The organism is Streptomyces sp. BoleA5 (assembly GCF_000373665.1).
Taxonomy (GTDB): domain Bacteria; phylum Actinomycetota; class Actinomycetes; order Streptomycetales; family Streptomycetaceae; genus Actinacidiphila.
On record NZ_KB892116.1, the window covers coordinates 1 to 18,719 of the forward strand.

Consider the following 18,719-nt stretch of genomic DNA (forward strand, 5'->3'; position numbering starts at 1 on the left):
GCCCAGTAATGGGTGGAGCTGACCGGTACTAATAAGCCGAGGGCTTGTCCATAGGTTGCTCGCGTCCACTGTGTAGTTCTGAAACAACGAACCCCGGCCCCCCTGTTTTTGGTGGGGTGGTTGGTGCCGGTTTGTTGGTTTCATAGTGTTTCGGTGGTCATAGCGTTAGGGAAACGCCCGGTTACATTCCGAACCCGGAAGCTAAGCCTTTCAGCGCCGATGGTACTGCAGGGGGGACCCTGTGGGAGAGTAGGACGCCGCCGAACAAATATTGAGAGCCGTGCCCCCCGGACCCAGTCCGGGGGGCACGGCTCTTTGTCGTATCCACACCCGCTGTTCATGTTCAGATCAGCAACGGATCACCCGCTGAGGTGATCCTTGCGGGAACCGGGTAAGTGGAGGTGGACCTGATGCAGCAGTTCCTGGTCCAGGGTGCTGAAGTAGCCGCGCTGGAGGACGAGTTCTCGTCCGCGGCGGACGGGCGGCATGCCGTTGCGGTGGCCTCGGCGACCTCCGGGCTGCAGCTGGCGCTGCTCTCGCTCGGCATCGGTGCCGGCGAGGAGGTGATCCTGCCTTCGTTCGCGCCCGTGGAGACCGCGGCCGCCGTGCGGCGGGCCGGTGCGGTGCCGGTCTTCGCGGACATCGACCCGCTGACGTTCTGCCTGGACCCGGAGGCCGTCGCCGCCGCGATCACGCCCCTCACGGTGGCGATCCTGCCGGTGCACCTCTTCGGGCACCCCGCGGCCGTCGACCAGATCACCGACATCGCCGCCCGGCACGGCCTGGCGATCATCGAGGACGCCACCCAGGCCCAGGCGGCCACACTGGCCGGCCGCAGGGTCGGCACCTACGGTGTGCTGAGCGTGTTCGCCGTCGAGGAGGGTGCCGTGGTGACCACGGAGCACCCCGAACTGGCCGGTGCCGTCAAGCGGCTTCGGGACACCGCCCACGCCGAGGCCCGGATGGCCGACGGCAAGGCGTCCGTGGGCCGCGGGGTGCTCGCGAAGCTGGCCGGTGCCGTGGCCCGGCAGCGGGCCAACTGCCGTTACCTGGACTCGGCCCTGACCGGAGTCCTGGTGCCCTACGTCGAGCCCGGCGCCCACCACGTCTACCACCGCTACACGGTGCGCATACCGGGGAACGGCCGGCCGGACCGGGACGCCTTCGCGATGGCCCTGGCCGCGCGGGGCGTGCAGGCGAGCGTGAGCATCCCGACGCCCGTGCACCGGATGCCCGAGTACCGGTCGAGTTCGTTCCTGCCCAGGACCGAGAAGGCGGCCGGCGAGACGCTTTCGCTGCCCGTCCACCCGGGCCTGACCGAGAAGGAGTTGGAGCGGATGGCCACGGCGTGCAACACGCTGGGCGGTCTTCTCTGATCCCGGGTTGTTCCGGTCGGGCCGTGCGTCGCGCGGATTTCCGAACCGGGGCCGGTGTGGGTTAAGATCCTTCACGTCGACACGCCCCAATAGCTCAGTCGGCAGAGCGTCTCCATGGTAAGGAGAAGGTCTACGGTTCGATTCCGTATTGGGGCTCTGATAGGGGAAAGGCCCCCGCCTCACGGCGGGGGCCTTTCCCGTTTATGGTGCCTTCGGCGAACCGCCCTCCGTCAGGCGGGCAGTTCCGGTTCGGGGACGCGCATCGTGAGGATGGCCATGTCGTCGGAGGGCGCGTCCGAGGCGAAGCGCTCCACGGCTCGCTGGATACGGGCCGCGACGGCGCCCGCGGTGAGGCCCGTGCAGGTGGCCAGGACGTCGGCGAGGCCGTCGTCGCCGAGCATGCGGTTGCCCTCGCGGCGTTCGGTGACGCCGTCGGTGACGCAGAGCAGGACGTCGCCGGGGTCAAGGGTGACGGTCTGCTCGACGAGTTCGAGGTCCTCGATGACGCCGAGCAGCGGCTGAGGTTCCGCGGCCGGTTCCACGACGCCGCTCTGCCGCAGTCGCAGCGGCAGCGGGTGGCCGGCGCAGACGACCTTCAGGACGGCGCTGCCGTCGTTCTGCGGCCACATCTCGCCGTAGAGGAGGGTGAGGAAGCGGCTGCGTGCGCCCTCGTCCAGGATGGCCGCGTTGAGCCGCTCCAGGACGGACGGGCCGCTGAAGCCCTCGCGCGCGAGCAGACGCAGCGCGTGCCGGGCGAGACCGGTCACGGCGGCCGCCTCCGGGCCCGTTCCGCACACGTCGCCGATGGCGAAGCCCCAGCAGCCGTCGCGGATCGGGAACACGTCGTAGAAGTCGCCGCCGACCTCGTTGCCCTCGCCGGCGGCGCGGTAGACGACCTCGACCTCGACGCCGGGGATCACGGGCAGGCCGGGCGGCAGCAGGCTGCGCTGGAGGGACTGGCTGATGGCCGTTCGCTCGCTGTAGAGGCGGGCGTTGTCCAGGGCGAGGGCGGCCCGGCGGGACAGGTCCTCGGCGAGTTCCAGGATCTCCTGGCGGAAGCGCTCGTCGGCGGACTTGCCGAGGGTGAGCATGCCGATGACGCGGTTGCGGGCGACCAGCGGCAGGACGACCGTCTCGCCGCCGACGGCGGCGGCGGTCGCCAGGGCCGTGCCCGGGCCAGTCGCGGGCCGCCCGGCATCACCGAGGCCCAGGCTGCGCAGGGAGGCGCGCAGGGCGCTGGAGTGGGCGGCGTCGGAGGGCGCGGTCCACACACGGGCGCCGGGGGTGGGGTCGGGGTCGGGAGGGGCGAGGCGGGAGAGCAGGGCCTTGATGCCGTCGATGCGGTCCTCGTCCTCGTGGAGGACGAAGGCGAGTTCGGGCTCCGAGGCCTGGTCGGCGATCGTGTAGACGGCGCACCAGTTGGCCAGGGTGGGAACGGTCATCTGGGCCATCAGGGCCAGCGTCTGGTCGCGTTCGAGGGTGCCCGCCAGCAGGTCGGAGGCCTCCACCAGGAAGGACAGCGAGCCCCGGCGCAGGCGCTCGAGCTCGGTGAGGCGGGCGCTCTCCACCGCCAGCGCGATCCGGTCGGCGGCGAACTGCAGCCGCAGCGCCTCCTCGTTGGTGTACCGGCCGGGGCTCTCCGCGGCGACGCCGAGCGAACCGGTGAGGCGCCCCTCTACCTTGAGGGGGACGGTGACGACCGAGCGCATGCCGGTGCCGGCGAGCAGCGGGACGGCGCCGGGGACCGCCGTGAGGTCCTCGTGGACGGCGGGCATGCGGGCGCTGCCGTAGCGGCCGGTGCCGGCCTCGACGGGGACGCGCGCGAAGCGCTGCCGTGCGGAGGGGAGGCCGGTGGAGGCGCGCACCTCCAGCTCGGTCTCGTCGTCGGTGGCGAGCAGCAGGTACGCGGCGTCGCCGTCGAGCATGTCGCGGGCCCGCTCCACGGTGCGCTGCAGCAGCCCGTCGAGGTCGTCGGGGGCGGGGGAGCCGATGAAGGACTCGAAGGGGTCCACGGCCTTGCCGCGCTCGGATCCGCCCTCGACGGCGATCATGCCGCGGCCGGGGTTCTGCAGGACGGCGCGCTCGTCCTCGCGCACCAGCAGGCACACGGTGGACGGCTCGCCCGAGGTGTCGCGGACCCGCAGGTGCGTGCCGTAGACGGGGAGGATCCGCCCGTCGGCGTCGCGGACGCCGTAGCTGCCCTCCCAGCGGGACAGCCGAAGGGCCTCGGCGATGCCGTGGCCGGTGCCGGGGGTCTGCGGCCAGGCGGCGAAGTCGCCGAGCGGCTTGCCGGTCACCTGGTCGCCGGGGTGGCCGAAGAGTTCGGCGGCGTCCTGGTTCCAGCGGGTGATGACGCCGCCCCGGTCGACCTGGACGACGGCGACGCGGACCCGCTCGTCGGCCAGCGGCAGTGCCTGGACGGGCAGGGCCGGGCCCGCGGAGCGGGTGCCCGCGGGACGCTGGGGGAGGTCCAGGCGGAACCAGACGTGCTTGTTGGCCGCGGTGTACTCCACACCCCAGCGGCTGGCCAGGGCCGAGCACAGGAGCAGCCCGCGGCCGCCCTCGTGATCGGGGTGGATCTGCTTCTTGGCGTCGTGGAGAGGAAGCTCACGTTCGGGGTAGCGGTCGGACACCTCGATCCGCACGGCGGAGTCGAAACGCAGGCACTGGACGTCGGCGGCGGTGCCGGCGTGGACCACGGCGTTGGTGACGAGTTCACTGGTCAGGACGACGGCGTCGTCGACCACCTCGGAGAAGCCCCAGCCCTGGAGCGTGTCGCGGACGAACGCGCGTGCGGTGGCGACCGAGCGTCCCACGGGTTCGAAGGTGGCCGCCGCCCGCGCCGTGATCACAGATCTCCTTGTTTGTCCCGGGACGTCACCATTCGTCGTCCGCTGTACTGTCACCACCGGCCCCCACTTCGAGGTGTACGCCCGGCCCAAGGTGGGCAACCGCATGCCAGGTTACTTACCCCCGGCGACCGCGTGTGTGCCGGTTGGGGGTGTTCCTGCCCCGATCATGACGCCGGTCATATGCGATGCTGCCGAACTGTTATGGCCGGGCCCGGGCATGGTGAAACACTGGTCATGCCTGAACGAGGCACCTGCAGGTCGGTCGACCCTCCGGGAGGGACACGGTGGAGTCTGGCGCATCGGCGCGAGGCGGCGCGGCATCCGCGGCGAAGCGGGGCGGTTCCGCACGGGTCAAGAACGTGCGGTCGCGTACGAGCGGGGGCGGTTCGGGGACGGTCGAGGTCGACTCGGCGGCCCTGCACAGGCTGCTGTCGGCGTTGGAGTCCATGCGGGACGGCAACTTCCGCAAGAGGCTGACCGTCACCGGCGACGGGGTCATGGCGGAGATCTCCGCGGTGTTCAACGAGGTCGCCGACCGCAACCAGCACCTCACGGGGGAGCTGGCGCGGGTGCGGCGGGTCGTGGGCCGCGAGGGCAAACTCGCGGAGCGCCTGGAGACGGGGGCGTGCGAGGGCGCGTGGGCGGCGGCCATCGACGCCTCCAACGCGCTCGTGGACGACCTCGTGCGCCCCATGTCCGAGGTCGGCCGGGTGCTGTCGGCGGTCGCGGAGGGCGACCTGGAGCAGCGGATGGACCTGCGCGCGCAGGGCGCCGACGGTTCCGGGCATCCGCTGCGCGGCGAGTTCCTCAAGGTGGGCCGCACCGTCAACGGGCTGGTCGACCAGCTGTCCACGTTCACCGACGAGGTGACCCGGGTGGCGAGCGAGGTCGGCACCGAGGGCAAGCTCGGCGGCCAGGCACGGGTCCGCGGCATGTCCGGCTCGTGGAAGGACCTCACGGACTCGGTCAACACCATGGCGTCCCGTCTGACGGCCCAGGTGCGTGACATCGCCCTCGTCACCACGGCGGTCGCCAAGGGCGACCTGTCGCGCAAGGTCACCGTGCACGTGGCCGGCGAGATGCTGGAGCTGAAGAACACCGTCAACACGATGGTGGACCAGCTCTCCTCCTTCGCCGCCGAGGTGACCCGCGTCGCACGCGAGGTGGGTACCGAGGGCCAGCTGGGAGGCCAGGCCAAGGTGGCCGGGGTCGACGGCGTGTGGAAGGACCTCACGGACTCCGTCAACCTGATGGCCGGCAATCTGACGGCCCAGGTGCGTGACATCGCCCAGGTGACCACCGCGGTCGCCAACGGCGACCTGTCGCAGAAGATCACCATCGGCGCGCGCGGCGAGGTCGCGCAGCTCGCCGAGACGGTCAACGCGATGACCGAGACGCTGCGCACCTTCGCCGACGAGGTGACCCGTGTCGCGGGCGAGGTCGGCGCGGACGGCCGGCTCGGCGGCCAGGCGCAGGTGCCGGGCGCCGCGGGCATCTGGAAGGACCTCACCGACTCGGTGAACACCGCGTTCCGCAACCTGACCGGCCAGGTGCGGGACATCGCGCAGGTGACGACGGCGGTCGCCAACGGCGACCTGTCGCAGAAGGTCACCGTCGACGTCTCGGGCGAGATGCTGGAGCTGAAGAACACCGTCAACACGATGGTGGACCAGCTGTCGGCCTTCGGTGCCGAGGTGACCCGGGTGGCGCGTGAGGTCGGCGTCGAGGGAGAGCTGGGCGGCCAGGCGCAGGTGCCGGGTGCGGCGGGTCTGTGGAAGGACCTGACGGATTCGGTGAACACCGCGTTCCGGAACCTGACTGGCCAGGTCCGCAACATCGCGCAGGTGACGACGGCGGTCGCCAACGGCGACCTGTCGCAGAAGGTCACCGTCGACGTCTCCGGCGAGATGCTGGAGCTGAAGAACACCGTGAACCGCATGGTGGACCAGCTGTCCTCGTTCGCCGGACAGGTCACCCGCATGGCCCGGGACGTGGGGACGGAGGGCCGCCTCGGCGGCCAGGCCCGCGTCGACGGCGTGAGCGGCGTGTGGAAGGAGCTGACGGACTCCGTCAACTTCATGGCGGGCAACCTCACCTCGCAGGTCCGCCAGATCGCCCAGGTGACGACGGCGGTGGCCCGCGGCGACCTCTCCCAGAAGGTCGACGTCGACGCGCGCGGCGAGATCCTGGAGCTGAAGAACACCATCAACACGATGGTCGACCAGCTCTCCTCCTTCGCCGAGCAGGTGACCCGGGTGGCCCGCGAGGTGGGCACCGAGGGCCGGCTCGGCGGTCAGGCGCAGGTGCCGGGCGTCGCCGGTGTGTGGCGCGACCTCACCGACTCCGTGAACGGCATGGCGGGCAACCTGACCGCGCAGGTCCGCAACATCGCCCAGGTGGCCACCGCGGTGGCCCGCGGCGACCTCTCCCAGAAGATCGACGTCGACGCGCGCGGCGAGATCCTGGAGCTGAAGAACGTCCTCAACACGATGGTCGACCAGCTGTCGGCCTTCGGCGACGAGGTGACCCGGGTGGCCCGCGAGGTGGGCACCGAGGGCATCCTGGGCGGCCAGGCCGAGGTGAAGGGCGTGTCGGGCACCTGGAAGGACCTGACGCAGTCCGTCAACTTCATGGCGAACAACCTCACCATGCAGGTCCGCAACATCGCCGAGGTCACCACCGCGGTCGCGCAGGGCGACCTGTCCAAGAAGATCACCGTCGACGCCAAGGGCGAGATCCTCGCCCTGGTCACCACCGTGAACACGATGGTCGACCAGCTGTCGGCCTTCGGTGACGAGGTGACCCGGGTGGCCCGCGAGGTGGGCACCGAGGGCCAGCTGGGCGGTCAGGCGCGGGTGCGGGACGTCTCCGGCATCTGGAAGGACCTCACCGACAACGTCAACCTGATGGCCAACAACCTGACCAGCCAGGTGCGTTCGATCTCCTCCGTCGCCACCGCCGTCGCCAACGGCGACCTCACGAAGAAGATCACCGTCGAGGCGCGCGGCGAGGTCGCGCAGCTCGCCGAGACCATCAACACGATGGTCGACACGCTGTCCGCCTTCGGTGACGAGGTGACCCGGGTGGCCCGCGAGGTGGGCACCGACGGCATCCTCGGCGGTCAGGCGCGGGTACCGGGCGTGTCCGGCTCGTGGAAGGACCTCACCGAGTCGGTGAACAACATGGCCTCCAACCTGACCGGCCAGGTCCGCAACATCGCCATGGTCACCACCGCGGTCGCCCGCGGAGACCTGTCCAAGAAGATCGACGTCGACGCCCACGGGGAGATCCTGGAGCTGAAGACGACCATCAACACGATGGTCGACCAGCTGTCGGCCTTCGGTGACCAGGTGACCCGGGTGGCCCGCGAGGTGGGCACCGAGGGCCGCCTGGGCGGTCAGGCGCGCGTGCCGGGTGTCTCCGGCATCTGGAAGGACCTCACCGAGTCGGTGAACCTGATGGCGAACAACCTGACCCGTCAGGTGCGCAACATCGCCCAGGTGGCGACCGCGGTGACCCGCGGCGACCTCAACATCCGCACGGACGTGGACGCGGCGGGCGAGATCCTGGAGCTCCAGGACTACATCAACACCATGATCGTCCGACTCCGCGAGACCACGCTCGCCAACAAGGAGCAGGACTGGCTCAAGGGCAACCTCGCCCGCATCTCCGGTCTGATGCAGGGCCGCCGCGACCTCAACGACGTGGCGGCGCTCATCATGAGCGAGCTGACCCCGGTGGTCTCCGCCCAGCACGGCGCCTTCTTCATCGCGGAGGAGCCGGCCGGCGGGGAGGAGATCGACGAGGGCTACGAACTGCGGCTGAGCGGCTCGTACGGCTTCTCCAAGCGGACGATGCCGACGGTGTTCCTGCCCGGAGAGGGGCTGATCGGCACGGCCGCCGTCGAGAAGCGCTCGATCCTGGTGGAGGACGTGCCGCCGGGCTACCTGCGGATCTCCTCCGGTCTCGGGGAGGCGCCGCCGGCCCATGTGATCGTGCTGCCGGTGGTGTTCGAGGACCGGGTGCTCGGTGTCATGGAGCTGGCCTCCTTCCAGCCGCTCACCCAGATCCAGAAGGACTTCCTCGGCCAGATCACGGACATGATCGCGGTCAGCGTGAACACCATCAGCGTGAACACCAAGACCGAGTACCTGCTGGAGCAGTCGCAGGAACTCACCGAGCAGCTGCGGGAGCGCTCCGCGGAGCTGGAGAACCGGCAGAAGCAGCTGGAGATGTCCAACACGGAGCTGGAGGAGAAGGCGGAGCTGCTGGCCCGCCAGAACCGGGACATCGAGGTGAAGAACACCGAGATCGAGGAGGCCCGGCAGGTCCTGGAGGAGCGCGCCGAGCAGCTGGCCGTCTCGATGCGCTACAAGTCCGAGTTCCTGGCCAACATGTCGCACGAGCTGCGCACCCCGCTCAACTCGCTGCTCATCCTGGCCAAGCTGCTCGCGGACAACGTCGAGGGCAATCTCTCCCCGAAGCAGGTCGAGTTCGCCGAGACCATCCACGGCGCCGGCTCGGACCTGCTGCAGCTCATCAACGACATCCTGGACCTGTCCAAGGTCGAGGCGGGCAAGATGGACGTCAGCCCGACCCGCATCGCCCTGGTCCAGCTGGTCGACTACGTGGAGGCGACCTTCCGGCCCCTCACGGCGGAGAAGGGCCTGGACTTCTCGGTGCGGGTCTCCCCGGAGCTGCCCGCCACGCTCCACACCGACGAGCAGCGGCTGCTGCAGGTGCTGCGCAACCTGCTGTCCAACGCGGTCAAGTTCACCGACAGCGGTTCGGTCGAGCTGGTCATCCGCCCGGCCGGCCCCGACGTGCCGCACGCGATCCGGGAGCAGCTGCTGGAGTCAGGATCGCTGCGGGGCGCCGACGAGCCGCTGATCGCCTTCTCCGTGACCGACACCGGCATCGGCATCGCGGCGAGCAAGATGCGGGTCATCTTCGAGGCGTTCAAGCAGGCGGACGGCACCACCAGCCGCAAGTACGGCGGCACGGGCCTGGGCCTGTCCATCAGCCGGGAGATCGCCCGGCTGCTCGGCGGCGAGATCCACGCCGACAGCCAGCCCGGCCGCGGCTCCACCTTCACCCTCTACCTGCCGCTCAACACCACCGAACTGCCGCCCCAGGGCTACCTGCAGCTCGCCGGAGGCGAGACCGCGGAACTCGAGGGAGCACCGGTCGAGCCGCTCCACGCCCCCGCGCACGGCCATGTGGCGGTGCGCGGCCGGGGCGCGGGCAGCAGCCTGGCCCGGCTGCGCCGGCGTTCGGCGGCGGCACCGCTGCCCGCGGCGGCCGCCGGACCGACGGAGCGCGCCGCGCTGTCCGAGTCGTGGGTGGAGGGCGCGCACAGTGACGCCTACACCGGCTTCTCGGGCGGGTTCAGCGGTGAGAAGGTGCTCATCGTCGACGACGACATCCGCAATGTCTTCGCCCTCACCAGCGTGCTGGAGCAGCACGGGCTGACCGTGCTGTACGCGGAGAACGGCCGCGAGGGCATCGAGGTCCTGGAGCAGCACGACGACGTCGCCGTGGTGCTGATGGACATCATGATGCCCGAGATGGACGGCTACGCGACCACGGCCGCGATCCGCAGGATGCCCCAGTTCGCCGGGCTGCCGATCATCGCGCTGACGGCGAAGGCGATGAAGGGGGACCGGGAGAAGAGCATCGAGTCCGGGGCGTCCGACTACGTCGCCAAGCCGGTGGACACCGACCACCTGCTCGCGGTGATGGAGCGGTGGATGCAGTCCAGGTGACGCCGCGTCGGGCGCCACCTTGGGCGCCGCGTCTGGCGCCGCGTTGGGTGATCCGGCGGGCAACGGACGGTGAACGTCCATGACTCGGCGTGTGTGAAGAGGTGTGAGAGTGCGGGATTCTGGGAACCTTCTGGTCTCCGCTTGCGTTTCTGCTACGTGCACAGTGACATGGCGGTGACAGGGTGTGGCGGACAGCGGGGTGCGGCTACCATGACCGGCACAAGGACGGGCGGCGCTCAGGAGTCGTCCACGGGGGCGGCGACCGGTGCAGTGCCGGGGCGAGGAGGGCGGGCCATGGTGCAGAAGGCCAAGATCCTCCTGGTCGATGACCGGCCGGAGAATCTGCTGGCGCTAGAGGCCATCCTCTCCGCGCTCGATCAGACCCTGGTGCGGGCATCGTCCGGGGAGGAAGCGCTCAAGGCGCTGCTCACCGACGACTTCGCGGTGATCCTGCTCGACGTCCAGATGCCGGGCATGGACGGGTTCGAGACCGCGGCGCACATCAAGCGGCGCGAACGCACCCGCGACATCCCGATCATCTTCCTGACCGCCATCAACCACGGGCCGCACCACACCTTCCGCGGCTACGCGGCCGGCGCGGTGGACTACATCTCCAAGCCCTTCGACCCGTGGGTGCTGCGCGCCAAGGTCTCGGTGTTCGTCGAGCTCTACATGAAGAACTGCCAGTTGCGCGAGCAGGCCGCCCTGCTCCGGCTGCAGCTCGAACAGGGCGCCCGCCCCGGCGGCAACGGTTCCAAGGAGCCCGTGGGCCTGCTCGCCGAGCTCTCCGCGCGGCTCGCCGCCGTGGAGGAGCAGGCGGAGGCGCTGTCCAAGCAGCTCGACGAGTCCGCCGACGCGGCGGCGGTGGCCACGGCCGCCCACCTGGAGCGCAAGCTGACCGGGCTGCGCCGCGCGCTGGACGCGCTGGAGCCCGGCACGGCCGGCGGCGACAAGAAGATTCCCCCGCAGGAGTGAGGCATGTGCGCCATTTGACGCAAGGTCATCCTTGGCGCACCAGGGTCACGACACGAATGGCGGTATGCGCGGCCACGCGTGTCGTGCGCGGGGCGGAACGGTAACCTCACCATCATGGCCTCACGTACGTCCGGCACCGCCAAGAAGGCTGCCGCCAAACCTGCGGCCAAGCCCGCGGCGAAGAAGGCCCCCGCGAAGAAGGCGGCGGTCAAGAAGCCGCCCGCCAAGGCGGCGGCGGCCAAACCCGCGCCGAAGCCGGCGCCGTCCCCGACCGGGGGCGTCTACCGGCTCGCGCGAGCGGTGTGGCTCGGCCTGGCGCACACCGTGGGCGCGCTCTTCCGGGGCGTCGGGCGCGGCGCGCGCGGTCTCGACCCGGCTCACCGCAAGGACGGCCTGGCGCTGCTGCTGCTCGGCCTCGCGCTGGTCGTGGCCACCGGCACCTGGTCGGATCTGCGCGGTCCGGTGGGCGACCTGGTCGAGATCCTGATCACCGGACTGTTCGGGCGGCTGGACCTGCTCGTGCCCTTCCTCGTCGGCGCCATCGTCTGGCGGCTGATGCGCCATCCGCAGAAGGCCGACGCCAACGGGCGCATCGTCATCGGCCTGACCACCCTCAGCGTCGGCGTGCTGGGGCTGGTGCACATCGGCTGCGGTTCCCCCGGACGGGGCCAGGGCGCCGACGCGATCCGCGACGCGGGCGGGCTCATCGGCTGGGCGGCCTCCGCGCCGCTCGACTACACCGTCGGAGCGCCCCTGGCGGTGGCGCTGCTGGCCCTGCTCACCTTCTTCGGGCTGCTCGTCACCACCGCTACCCCCGTCAACGCCATTCCCCGGCGGCTGCGTGAACTCGGCATCCGGCTGGGGCTGGTGGAGGAGCACGCACCCACCGGGGCCGAGGACGACGCCGTGCCCTTCAGCGACCTGCTGGAGGAGGAGGCACCCCAGGACGGCGGGGAGAAGGCGCGCCGCCGCTCCAGGCGCCGCCAGGAGCCGACGGAACTGCCCGATCTCACGCCCGGCGACGGCCTGGACGCGGTCGGCCTCGCCTACGGTGTGGCCGCCGACCTCGACGGCGCCCTCACCTACGGTGTGCCCGGTTCCTCGGTCGTCGCGGACCTCGTCAGCCACTCCCTGCCGCCGGCGGGGGTCAGCGGGCAGGACGGCGCCGACGAGGACGCCGGCCCGTCCGTGCCCGACCTCACCAAGGCCGCGGCGTCCGGCGAGGGCACGGCGCTGCCGCCGCGCGCCGAACAGCTCCAGCTGTCGGGCGACATCACCTACGGCCTGCCGTCACTGGACCTGCTGCAGCGCGGCGGTCCAGGACGTACCCGCAGCGCCGCCAACGACGCCGTGGTGGAGTCGCTGACGAGCGTCTTCTCACAGTTCAAGGTCGACGCACGGGTCACCGGGTTCACCCGCGGCCCGACGGTGACCCGCTACGAGGTGGAGCTCGGCCAGGCCGTCAAGGTCGAGCGGATCACGGCCCTCGCCAAGAACATCGCGTACGCCGTGGCCAGTCCGGACGTACGGATCATCAGCCCGATCCCCGGCAAGTCGGCGGTCGGCATCGAGATCCCCAACAGCGACCGGGAGATGGTCAACCTCGGCGACGTACTGCGCTCCGCGGACGCCGCCGGCGAGGAGCACCCGATGACGGTGGCCCTCGGCAAGGACGTCGAGGGCGGCTACGTCATGGCCAACCTCGCGCGCATGCCGCACATCCTCGTCGCGGGCGCCACCGGGTCCGGCAAGTCCTCCTGCATCAACTGCCTGATCACCTCGATCCTGGCGCGTGCCACCCCCGACGAGGTGCGGATGGTGCTGGTCGACCCCAAGCGCGTGGAGCTGACCGCGTACGAGGGCATCCCGCACCTCATCACCCCGATCATCACCAACCCCAAGCGGGCCGCGGAGGCGCTGCAGTGGGTCGTGCGCGAGATGGACCTGCGCTACGACGACCTGGCCGCCTACGGCTTCCGGCATATCGACGACTTCAACGCGGCCGTGCGCAGCGGGAAGGCGAAGCCGCCCGAGGGCAGCGAGCGGGAGCTCTCGCCCTACCCCTACCTGTTGGTGATCGTGGACGAGCTCGCCGACCTGATGATGGTCGCGCCGCGGGACGTGGAGGACGCGATCGTCCGCATCACCCAGCTCGCCCGGGCCGCCGGCATCCACCTGGTGCTGGCCACCCAGCGGCCCAGCGTCGACGTCGTCACGGGCCTCATCAAGGCCAACGTGCCCTCCCGGCTGGCCTTCGCGACCTCCTCCCTCGCCGACAGCCGGGTCATCCTCGACCAGGCCGGCGCCGAGAAGCTGATCGGAAAGGGTGACGGGCTGTTCCTGCCGATGGGCGCCAACAAGCCGGTCCGCATGCAGGGCGCCTTCGTCACCGAGGACGAGATCCACGCCGTCGTCACCCACTGCAAGGCGCAGTTGACGCCCTCCTACCGTGACGACGTGGTCGTCGGCTCGGGCCCGAAGAAGGAGATCGACGAGGAGATCGGCGACGACCTGGACCTGTTGTGCCAGGCCGCGGAACTGGTCGTCTCCACGCAATTCGGCTCGACTTCGATGCTCCAGCGCAAACTGCGTGTCGGCTTCGCGAAAGCGGGCAGGCTCATGGACCTGATGGAATCACGCGGGATCGTCGGCCCCAGCGAGGGGTCGAAGGCCCGTGACGTACTGGTCAAGCCGGACGAGATGGACGGAGTGCTCGCCGTACTCCGCGGCGATGCCGGTTCGTAGCCGTTCCGTGGCTCACTCGTAAGTGGGCCGGGCGCAACCGTTGCTCCTGCCCGCACGTCAAGTTATTGCAGGGGGAAGGCGTATGGCCGACTGTCATCGGCGCCGGGAAAGACGGCAATCCTGATGGCGGACAAACAACGCCCGCCCGCTTGCCCGTCCTTTTGCACACCCCCCTAGACTGAGTCTCCAGCAGGTGGCTGCACGCTCGAAAGGCGCCCCCGTGTCCATCGGCAACCCGCCCCCCGACGACCGGATCCCGGTCGGTCGTGCCCTCGCCCAGGCCCGCGTCGCCGCGGGTCTGACCGTCGACGAGGTCAGTACCACAACGCGTGTGCGCGCGCCCATCGTGCACGCGATCGAGCAGGACGATTTCTCGCGCTGCGGCGGCGACGTGTACGCCCGCGGCCACATCCGGGCGATCGCACGCGCCGTGGGCCTCGATCCCGAGGCCCTGATCGAGCAGTTCTCGGCGGAGCACGGCGGTGCGCCCGCCCCCACCCCCGTGGCGCCGCTGTACGAGGCGGAGCGGATGCGGTCCGAACCGCGCCGCCCCAACTGGACGGCGGCCATGGTCGCGGCGATCGTCGCCGTCGTCGGCTTCGTCGGCTTCACCCTCTTCAGTGGTGGTGAGGACGGCGGCAAGGAGCCGGTGGCGGGCAAGCCGAGTGCGGCGAGCCCGGCGGCCAAGCCGTCCGGCAGCGCCACGAGCACCGCGCCGAGGCCCGAGGCGTCCGACAGCGCGATCGCCGCCGCTCCGGCCGACAAGGTCACCGTCAAGCTCACCGCCCCCAACGCCAAGAGCTGGATCCAGGCGGTGGACAGCAACGGAAGGCAGCTCTTCCAGGGCAGTCTGGAGCCGGGCGACTCCAAGACCTTCACCGACAAGAGCAAGATCAACCTCATCATCGGCAACGCGGGCGCGGTCAACCTCTTCGTCAACGGCAAGGACCTGGGACCGGCGGGCGACCCCGGTCAGGTCCAGCGCCTCACCTTCACTCCCGGCGACCCGGAAGCGGGGTGACGCCCGGCTTCTCGGGCGCGCACGGACACCGCGGCGCCCGGCGCGGGACAATCGTCCCGTCGCCGGGCGCCGCTGCGCGTCGGAGCCCCGTCAGGGACAAAGTAGGCTGAGCCTATGTCCGAACCCCGTACCGTCGCTCTTGTCACGCTCGGCTGCGCTCGTAACGAGGTGGATTCCGAGGAGCTCGCCGGCCGGCTGGCGGCGGACGGGTGGCAGCTCGTCGACGACGCCGCCGCCGCCGACGTGGCCGTCGTGAACACCTGTGGCTTCGTCGAGGCCGCCAAGAAGGACTCCGTCGACGCCCTCCTGGAGGCCAACGACCTCAAGGGCCACGGGCGCACCCAGGCCGTGGTCGCGGTCGGCTGCATGGCCGAGCGCTACGGCAGTGAGCTGGCCGAGGCCCTGCCCGAGGCGGACGGCGTGCTCGGCTTCGACGACTACGCGAACATCTCCGACCGCCTGCAGACGATCCTCTCCGGCGGCGTCCACGCCTCCCACACCCCGCGCGACCGCCGCAAGCTGCTGCCGATCAGCCCCGCCGCCCGGCAGGCCGCCAGCGAGGTCGCGCTCCCCGGCCACGCGCAGACCGCCGAGGAGCCCGCCCCGGCCCCCGAGGACCTGCCCGAGGGGGTCGCACCCGCCTCCGGGCCGCGCGCCCCGCTGCGCCGCCGTCTGGACAGCAGCCCGGTCGCCTCGGTGAAGCTGGCATCCGGCTGCGACCGCCGCTGCTCGTTCTGCGCCATCCCGTCCTTCCGCGGCTCGTTCATCTCCCGCCGCCCCTCCGACGTGCTCGGCGAGACCCGCTGGCTGGCCGAGCAGGGCGTCAAGGAGGTCATGCTGGTCAGCGAGAACAACACCTCGTACGGCAAGGACCTCGGCGACATCCGGCTGCTGGAGACGCTGCTGCCGGAGCTGGCCGCCGTGGACGGCATCGAGCGGATCCGGGTCAGCTACCTGCAGCCCGCCGAGATGCGCCCGGGCCTGATCGACGTGCTGACCTCCACGCCGAAGGTCGCGCCGTACTTCGACCTGTCCTTCCAGCACTCCGCCCCCGGGGTGCTGCGCGCGATGCGCCGCTTCGGTGACACCGAGCGCTTCCTGGAGCTGCTGGACACCATCCGCTCCAAGGCGCCGGAGGCCGGGGTCCGCTCCAACTTCATCGTGGGCTTCCCCGGCGAGTCGGAGGCGGAGCTGGAGGAGCTGGAGCGCTTCCTGGGCGCCGCGAGGCTGGACGCCATCGGCGTCTTCGGCTACTCCGACGAGGAGGGCACGGAGGCGGCCGGCTACGACGGCAAGCTCGACGAGGACGTGGTCGCCGAGCGGCTGGCCCGGGTGTCCCGGCTGGCCGAGGAGCTGACCGCGCAGCGCGCGGAGGAGCGGCTGGGCTCGACGGTGCACGTGCTGGTCGAGTCCGTCGACGAGGAGGAGGGGGCGGTCGGCCGCGGTGCCCACCAGGCGCCGGAGACCGACGGCCAGGTCCTCCTGACCGCCTCCGCGGGCCTGGAGCCCGGAACGTTCGTGGCGGCGAAGGTGGTGGACACCGAAGGCGTCGACCTCGTCGCGGAGCCGCTCGGCACGACGGAGGAGGCCGGCAGATGACGGGAGCCCCGGCGTCCGCGGCCGGCGACCACCGGTCCGCACCCGCCGTCCCGGCGGCAGCGGTCCGGCGGCCCTCGCTGTGGAACATCGCCAACGTCCTGACGATGGTGCGGCTGCTGCTGGTGCCGGGTTTCGTCATGCTGCTCGTGCACGACGACGGGCACGACCCGGCGTGGCGCTCCTTCGCGTGGGCGGCGTTCGCCGTCGCGATGATCACCGATCTCTTCGACGGCGAGCTGGCCCGGCGCTACGGGCTGGTCACCGACTTCGGCAAGATCGCCGACCCGATCGCCGACAAGGCGATCATGGGCGCGGCGCTGATCGGGCTCTCCGCCCTCGGCGACCTGCCCTGGTGGGTCACCGCGGTGATCCTCTTCCGTGAGCTGGGCATCACTCTCATGCGGTTCTGGGTGATCCGCTGGGGCGTCATCCCGGCCAGCCGCGGCGGAAAGCTGAAGACGCTCACCCAGGGCGTCGCGGTCGGCATGTACATCCTGGTCCTGACCGGGCCGCTGGCGACGCTGCGGGCGGTGCTGATGGGCGCCGCGGTGGTGCTCACCGTCGTGACCGGGCTGGACTACGTGCGCCAGGCGGTCGTCATGCGCCGGGCCGGGCTCGCCGCGCGGCGCACGGCCGCCGCGCGCCGGGCGCGCGAGGCCGACGAGCCGGAGGGCGGCCTCGCGCAGGACGTCCCGCCGGCGCACCCGGAGGAGCAGGGACAGGGCGCGTGAACGCCGCCGGCGAGGTCCTGGGGCTGCTGGAGGAGCGGCGGCAGTGGCTCGCCGTCGCCGAGTCGCTGACCGGGGGCCTGGTGGCGGCCGAGCTGACCTCGGTGCCGGGCGCCTCCCGGTCCTTCCGGGGCTCGGTCACCGCGTACGCCACCGAGCTGAAGCGGGACGTGCTGGGCGTGGACGGCGCGCTGCTGGCCGAACGCGGCGCCGTGGACCCCGACGTCGCGCGCGCCATGGCGGAGGGCGTGCGGCGCGTGCTGCGCGCCGACTGGGGGCTGGCCACCACCGGTGTCGCCGGCCCCGACCCGCAGGACGGGCAGCCGGTCGGGACCGTCTACGTGGCGGTCGCCGGGCCGACCGGCTCGTGGTGCGAGAGACTGCAGTTGAACGGCGACCGTGCCGCGATCCGTACCACCACCGTGAACGCCGTTCTGACCCTCTTGCAGCAGACGCTTCTGACCGGCCGGGGAACACCCGACGAATCCCCGACGGCGAAGGGTGGGGAAGAGAGCGGGGGGCAGGGATGTTTGCAGCCCTGAGTGAACACGTCATCGCTCCCCGCACGGCCGGTGTCGGAGGCGGTACGGTGGGGCAAGAAGGTTGCGAATTCGCGGTCCGAGGAGGGAGCCACCGATGATTCTGCTCCGTCGCCTGCTCGGTGACGTGCTGCGTCGGCAGCGCCAGCGTCAGGGCCGCACCCTGCGTGAGGTCTCCTCATCCGCCCGGGTCTCCCTGGGCTATCTGTCGGAGGTCGAACGAGGGCAGAAGGAGGCTTCCTCCGAACTGCTCTCCGCGATCTGTGACGCCTTGGACGTCCCGATGTCCGAGGTGATGCGGGAGGTCAGCGACGATCTGGCGCTTGCCGAACTCGCCGAGTCGGCTGCTGTCGGGTCGGCAGCCGCGCCTATGCGGCCGCTGCTGGGCGCGGTTCCGTCCGTACCGTCCGGTCCGGACGAGCGAGTCACCATCAAGGCGCCGAAGGCGCCCACCGAGGCCGTGGACGTCGTCGCGGCCTGAGCGACACCAAGCAGTTCCGAACCGTGGCCCCGGCCGGTGGAGAACCGGCCGGGGCTCCGGCGTGTCCGCGTTTGGTCCGCGGATCCGGGGAAGGCGTCCCATGTGGCGGGTCCGCCCTGGAGGTGGTCCCGCGACGCAAGGCGATTCCCGAGGAGGAGCAGCATGACCGTCGTGAAGAGCACGCTGCCCGAGGCCGACCGCAAGATCGTCGGAGAGGCCCTGCAGCAGACCCTCACCGACCTGATCGACCTGTCGCTCGTGGCCAAGCAGGTGCACTGGAACGTGGTCGGGGCACGGTTCCGGTCCGTCCACCTCCAGCTCGACGACGTGGTGACCACCGCCCGGACCTACGCCGACACCGTCGCGGAGCGGGCGGCCGCGATCGGGGTGACGCCGGACGGGCGCGCGGGGACGGTGTCCAAGGGCAGCAGGATCGACGAGGTGCCGGACGGGTGGATCAAGGACGAGAAGGTGGTCGCGGTCATGATCGCGGCGCTGGACGCCGTGATCAGGCGGGTGCGCCAGGGGATCGGGGCGACGGAGAAGCCCGACCCGGTGAGCCAGGACATCCTGATCGGCCTCGCCGCCGAGCTCGAGAAGCACCATTGGATGTTCCAGGCCGAGAACGTCTGAACCCC

11 protein-coding genes, 1 tRNA gene and 1 rRNA gene are annotated in these 18,719 nt (G+C 71.1%); 12 read left to right on the plus strand and 1 reads right to left on the minus strand.

From position 1 onward, the window contains the following. Positions 1 to 149 precede the first annotated feature (149 nt). From rrf to B085_RS0127195, 3 genes are all read left to right on the plus strand, one after another. A 5S ribosomal RNA gene (rrf, locus tag B085_RS0127185) occupies positions 150 to 266 on the plus strand. Positions 267 to 410: 144 nt separating this feature from the next. Beyond that, complete coding sequence (locus B085_RS43915) at positions 411 to 1,376, plus strand: DegT/DnrJ/EryC1/StrS family aminotransferase (RefSeq protein WP_037732569.1); 966 nt, start codon at positions 411 to 413, stop codon at positions 1,374 to 1,376. Positions 1,377 to 1,459: 83 nt separating this feature from the next. Next, a tRNA-Thr gene (locus B085_RS0127195) sits at positions 1,460 to 1,532 on the plus strand. A gap of 74 nt (positions 1,533 to 1,606) precedes the next feature. Here the strand turns inward: B085_RS0127195 and B085_RS0127200 are convergent. Further along, positions 1,607 to 4,228 (minus strand): SpoIIE family protein phosphatase, encoded by a 2,622-nt coding sequence (locus B085_RS0127200; RefSeq protein ID WP_018561770.1) that lies wholly within the window; start codon positions 4,226 to 4,228, stop codon positions 1,607 to 1,609. 284 nt (positions 4,229 to 4,512) lie between these two features. Between B085_RS0127200 and B085_RS0127205 the strand changes: the two genes are divergently transcribed. The 9 genes from B085_RS0127205 to B085_RS0127245 all read left to right on the plus strand — a co-directional run bounded on the left by B085_RS0127205 (position 4,513) and on the right by B085_RS0127245 (position 18,714). Further along, positions 4,513 to 9,993: a HAMP domain-containing protein gene (locus B085_RS0127205; RefSeq protein WP_420706629.1), complete on the plus strand. Its 5,481-nt coding sequence runs from the start codon at positions 4,513 to 4,515 to the stop codon at positions 9,991 to 9,993. A 294-nt stretch (positions 9,994 to 10,287) separates the two neighbouring features. After that, positions 10,288 to 10,968: a response regulator gene (locus tag B085_RS0127210; protein ID WP_018561772.1), complete on the plus strand. Its 681-nt coding sequence runs from the start codon at positions 10,288 to 10,290 to the stop codon at positions 10,966 to 10,968. A gap of 114 nt (positions 10,969 to 11,082) precedes the next feature. Beyond that, positions 11,083 to 13,713: a DNA translocase FtsK gene (locus B085_RS0127215; RefSeq protein WP_018561773.1), complete on the plus strand. Its 2,631-nt coding sequence runs from the start codon at positions 11,083 to 11,085 to the stop codon at positions 13,711 to 13,713. A gap of 220 nt (positions 13,714 to 13,933) precedes the next feature. Next, positions 13,934 to 14,734 (plus strand): helix-turn-helix domain-containing protein, encoded by an 801-nt coding sequence (locus B085_RS0127220; protein WP_018561774.1) that lies wholly within the window; start codon positions 13,934 to 13,936, stop codon positions 14,732 to 14,734. A 114-nt stretch (positions 14,735 to 14,848) separates the two neighbouring features. After that, positions 14,849 to 16,333, plus strand: a complete 1,485-nt coding sequence (gene rimO, locus B085_RS0127225; RefSeq protein ID WP_026251491.1) for a 30S ribosomal protein S12 methylthiotransferase RimO — start codon at positions 14,849 to 14,851, stop codon at positions 16,331 to 16,333. Further along, complete coding sequence (gene pgsA, locus B085_RS0127230; RefSeq protein WP_018561776.1) at positions 16,330 to 17,064, plus strand: CDP-diacylglycerol--glycerol-3-phosphate 3-phosphatidyltransferase; 735 nt, start codon at positions 16,330 to 16,332, stop codon at positions 17,062 to 17,064. Before rimO ends, pgsA begins: the two co-directional genes overlap by 4 nt. Next, positions 17,061 to 17,603, plus strand: a complete 543-nt coding sequence (locus tag B085_RS0127235) for a CinA family protein (protein WP_018561777.1) — start codon at positions 17,061 to 17,063, stop codon at positions 17,601 to 17,603. Before pgsA ends, B085_RS0127235 begins: the two co-directional genes overlap by 4 nt. 94 nt (positions 17,604 to 17,697) lie before the next feature. After that, positions 17,698 to 18,081: a helix-turn-helix domain-containing protein gene (locus tag B085_RS0127240; protein WP_018561778.1), complete on the plus strand. Its 384-nt coding sequence runs from the start codon at positions 17,698 to 17,700 to the stop codon at positions 18,079 to 18,081. A gap of 162 nt (positions 18,082 to 18,243) precedes the next feature. After that, a complete protein-coding gene (locus B085_RS0127245; RefSeq protein ID WP_018561779.1) occupies positions 18,244 to 18,714 on the plus strand; it encodes a Dps family protein in 471 nt (156 codons plus the stop codon). Positions 18,715 to 18,719: the final 5 nt, after the last annotated feature.

Bases quoted from the DNA above. Each gene is read 5' to 3' on its own strand.
- B085_RS43915 (WP_037732569.1), top strand. From the start codon at position 411: ATGCAGCAGTTCCTGGTCCAGGGTGCTGAAGTAGCCGCGCTGGAGGAC.
- B085_RS0127210 (WP_018561772.1), top strand. From the start codon at position 10,288: ATGGTGCAGAAGGCCAAGATCCTCCTGGTCGATGACCGGCCGGAGAAT.
- B085_RS0127215 (WP_018561773.1), top strand. From the start codon at position 11,083: ATGGCCTCACGTACGTCCGGCACCGCCAAGAAGGCTGCCGCCAAACCT.
- rimO (WP_026251491.1), top strand. From the start codon at position 14,849: ATGTCCGAACCCCGTACCGTCGCTCTTGTCACGCTCGGCTGCGCTCGT.
- pgsA (WP_018561776.1), top strand. From the start codon at position 16,330: ATGACGGGAGCCCCGGCGTCCGCGGCCGGCGACCACCGGTCCGCACCC.
- B085_RS0127240 (WP_018561778.1), top strand. From the start codon at position 17,698: ATGATTCTGCTCCGTCGCCTGCTCGGTGACGTGCTGCGTCGGCAGCGC.
- B085_RS0127245 (WP_018561779.1), top strand. From the start codon at position 18,244: ATGACCGTCGTGAAGAGCACGCTGCCCGAGGCCGACCGCAAGATCGTC.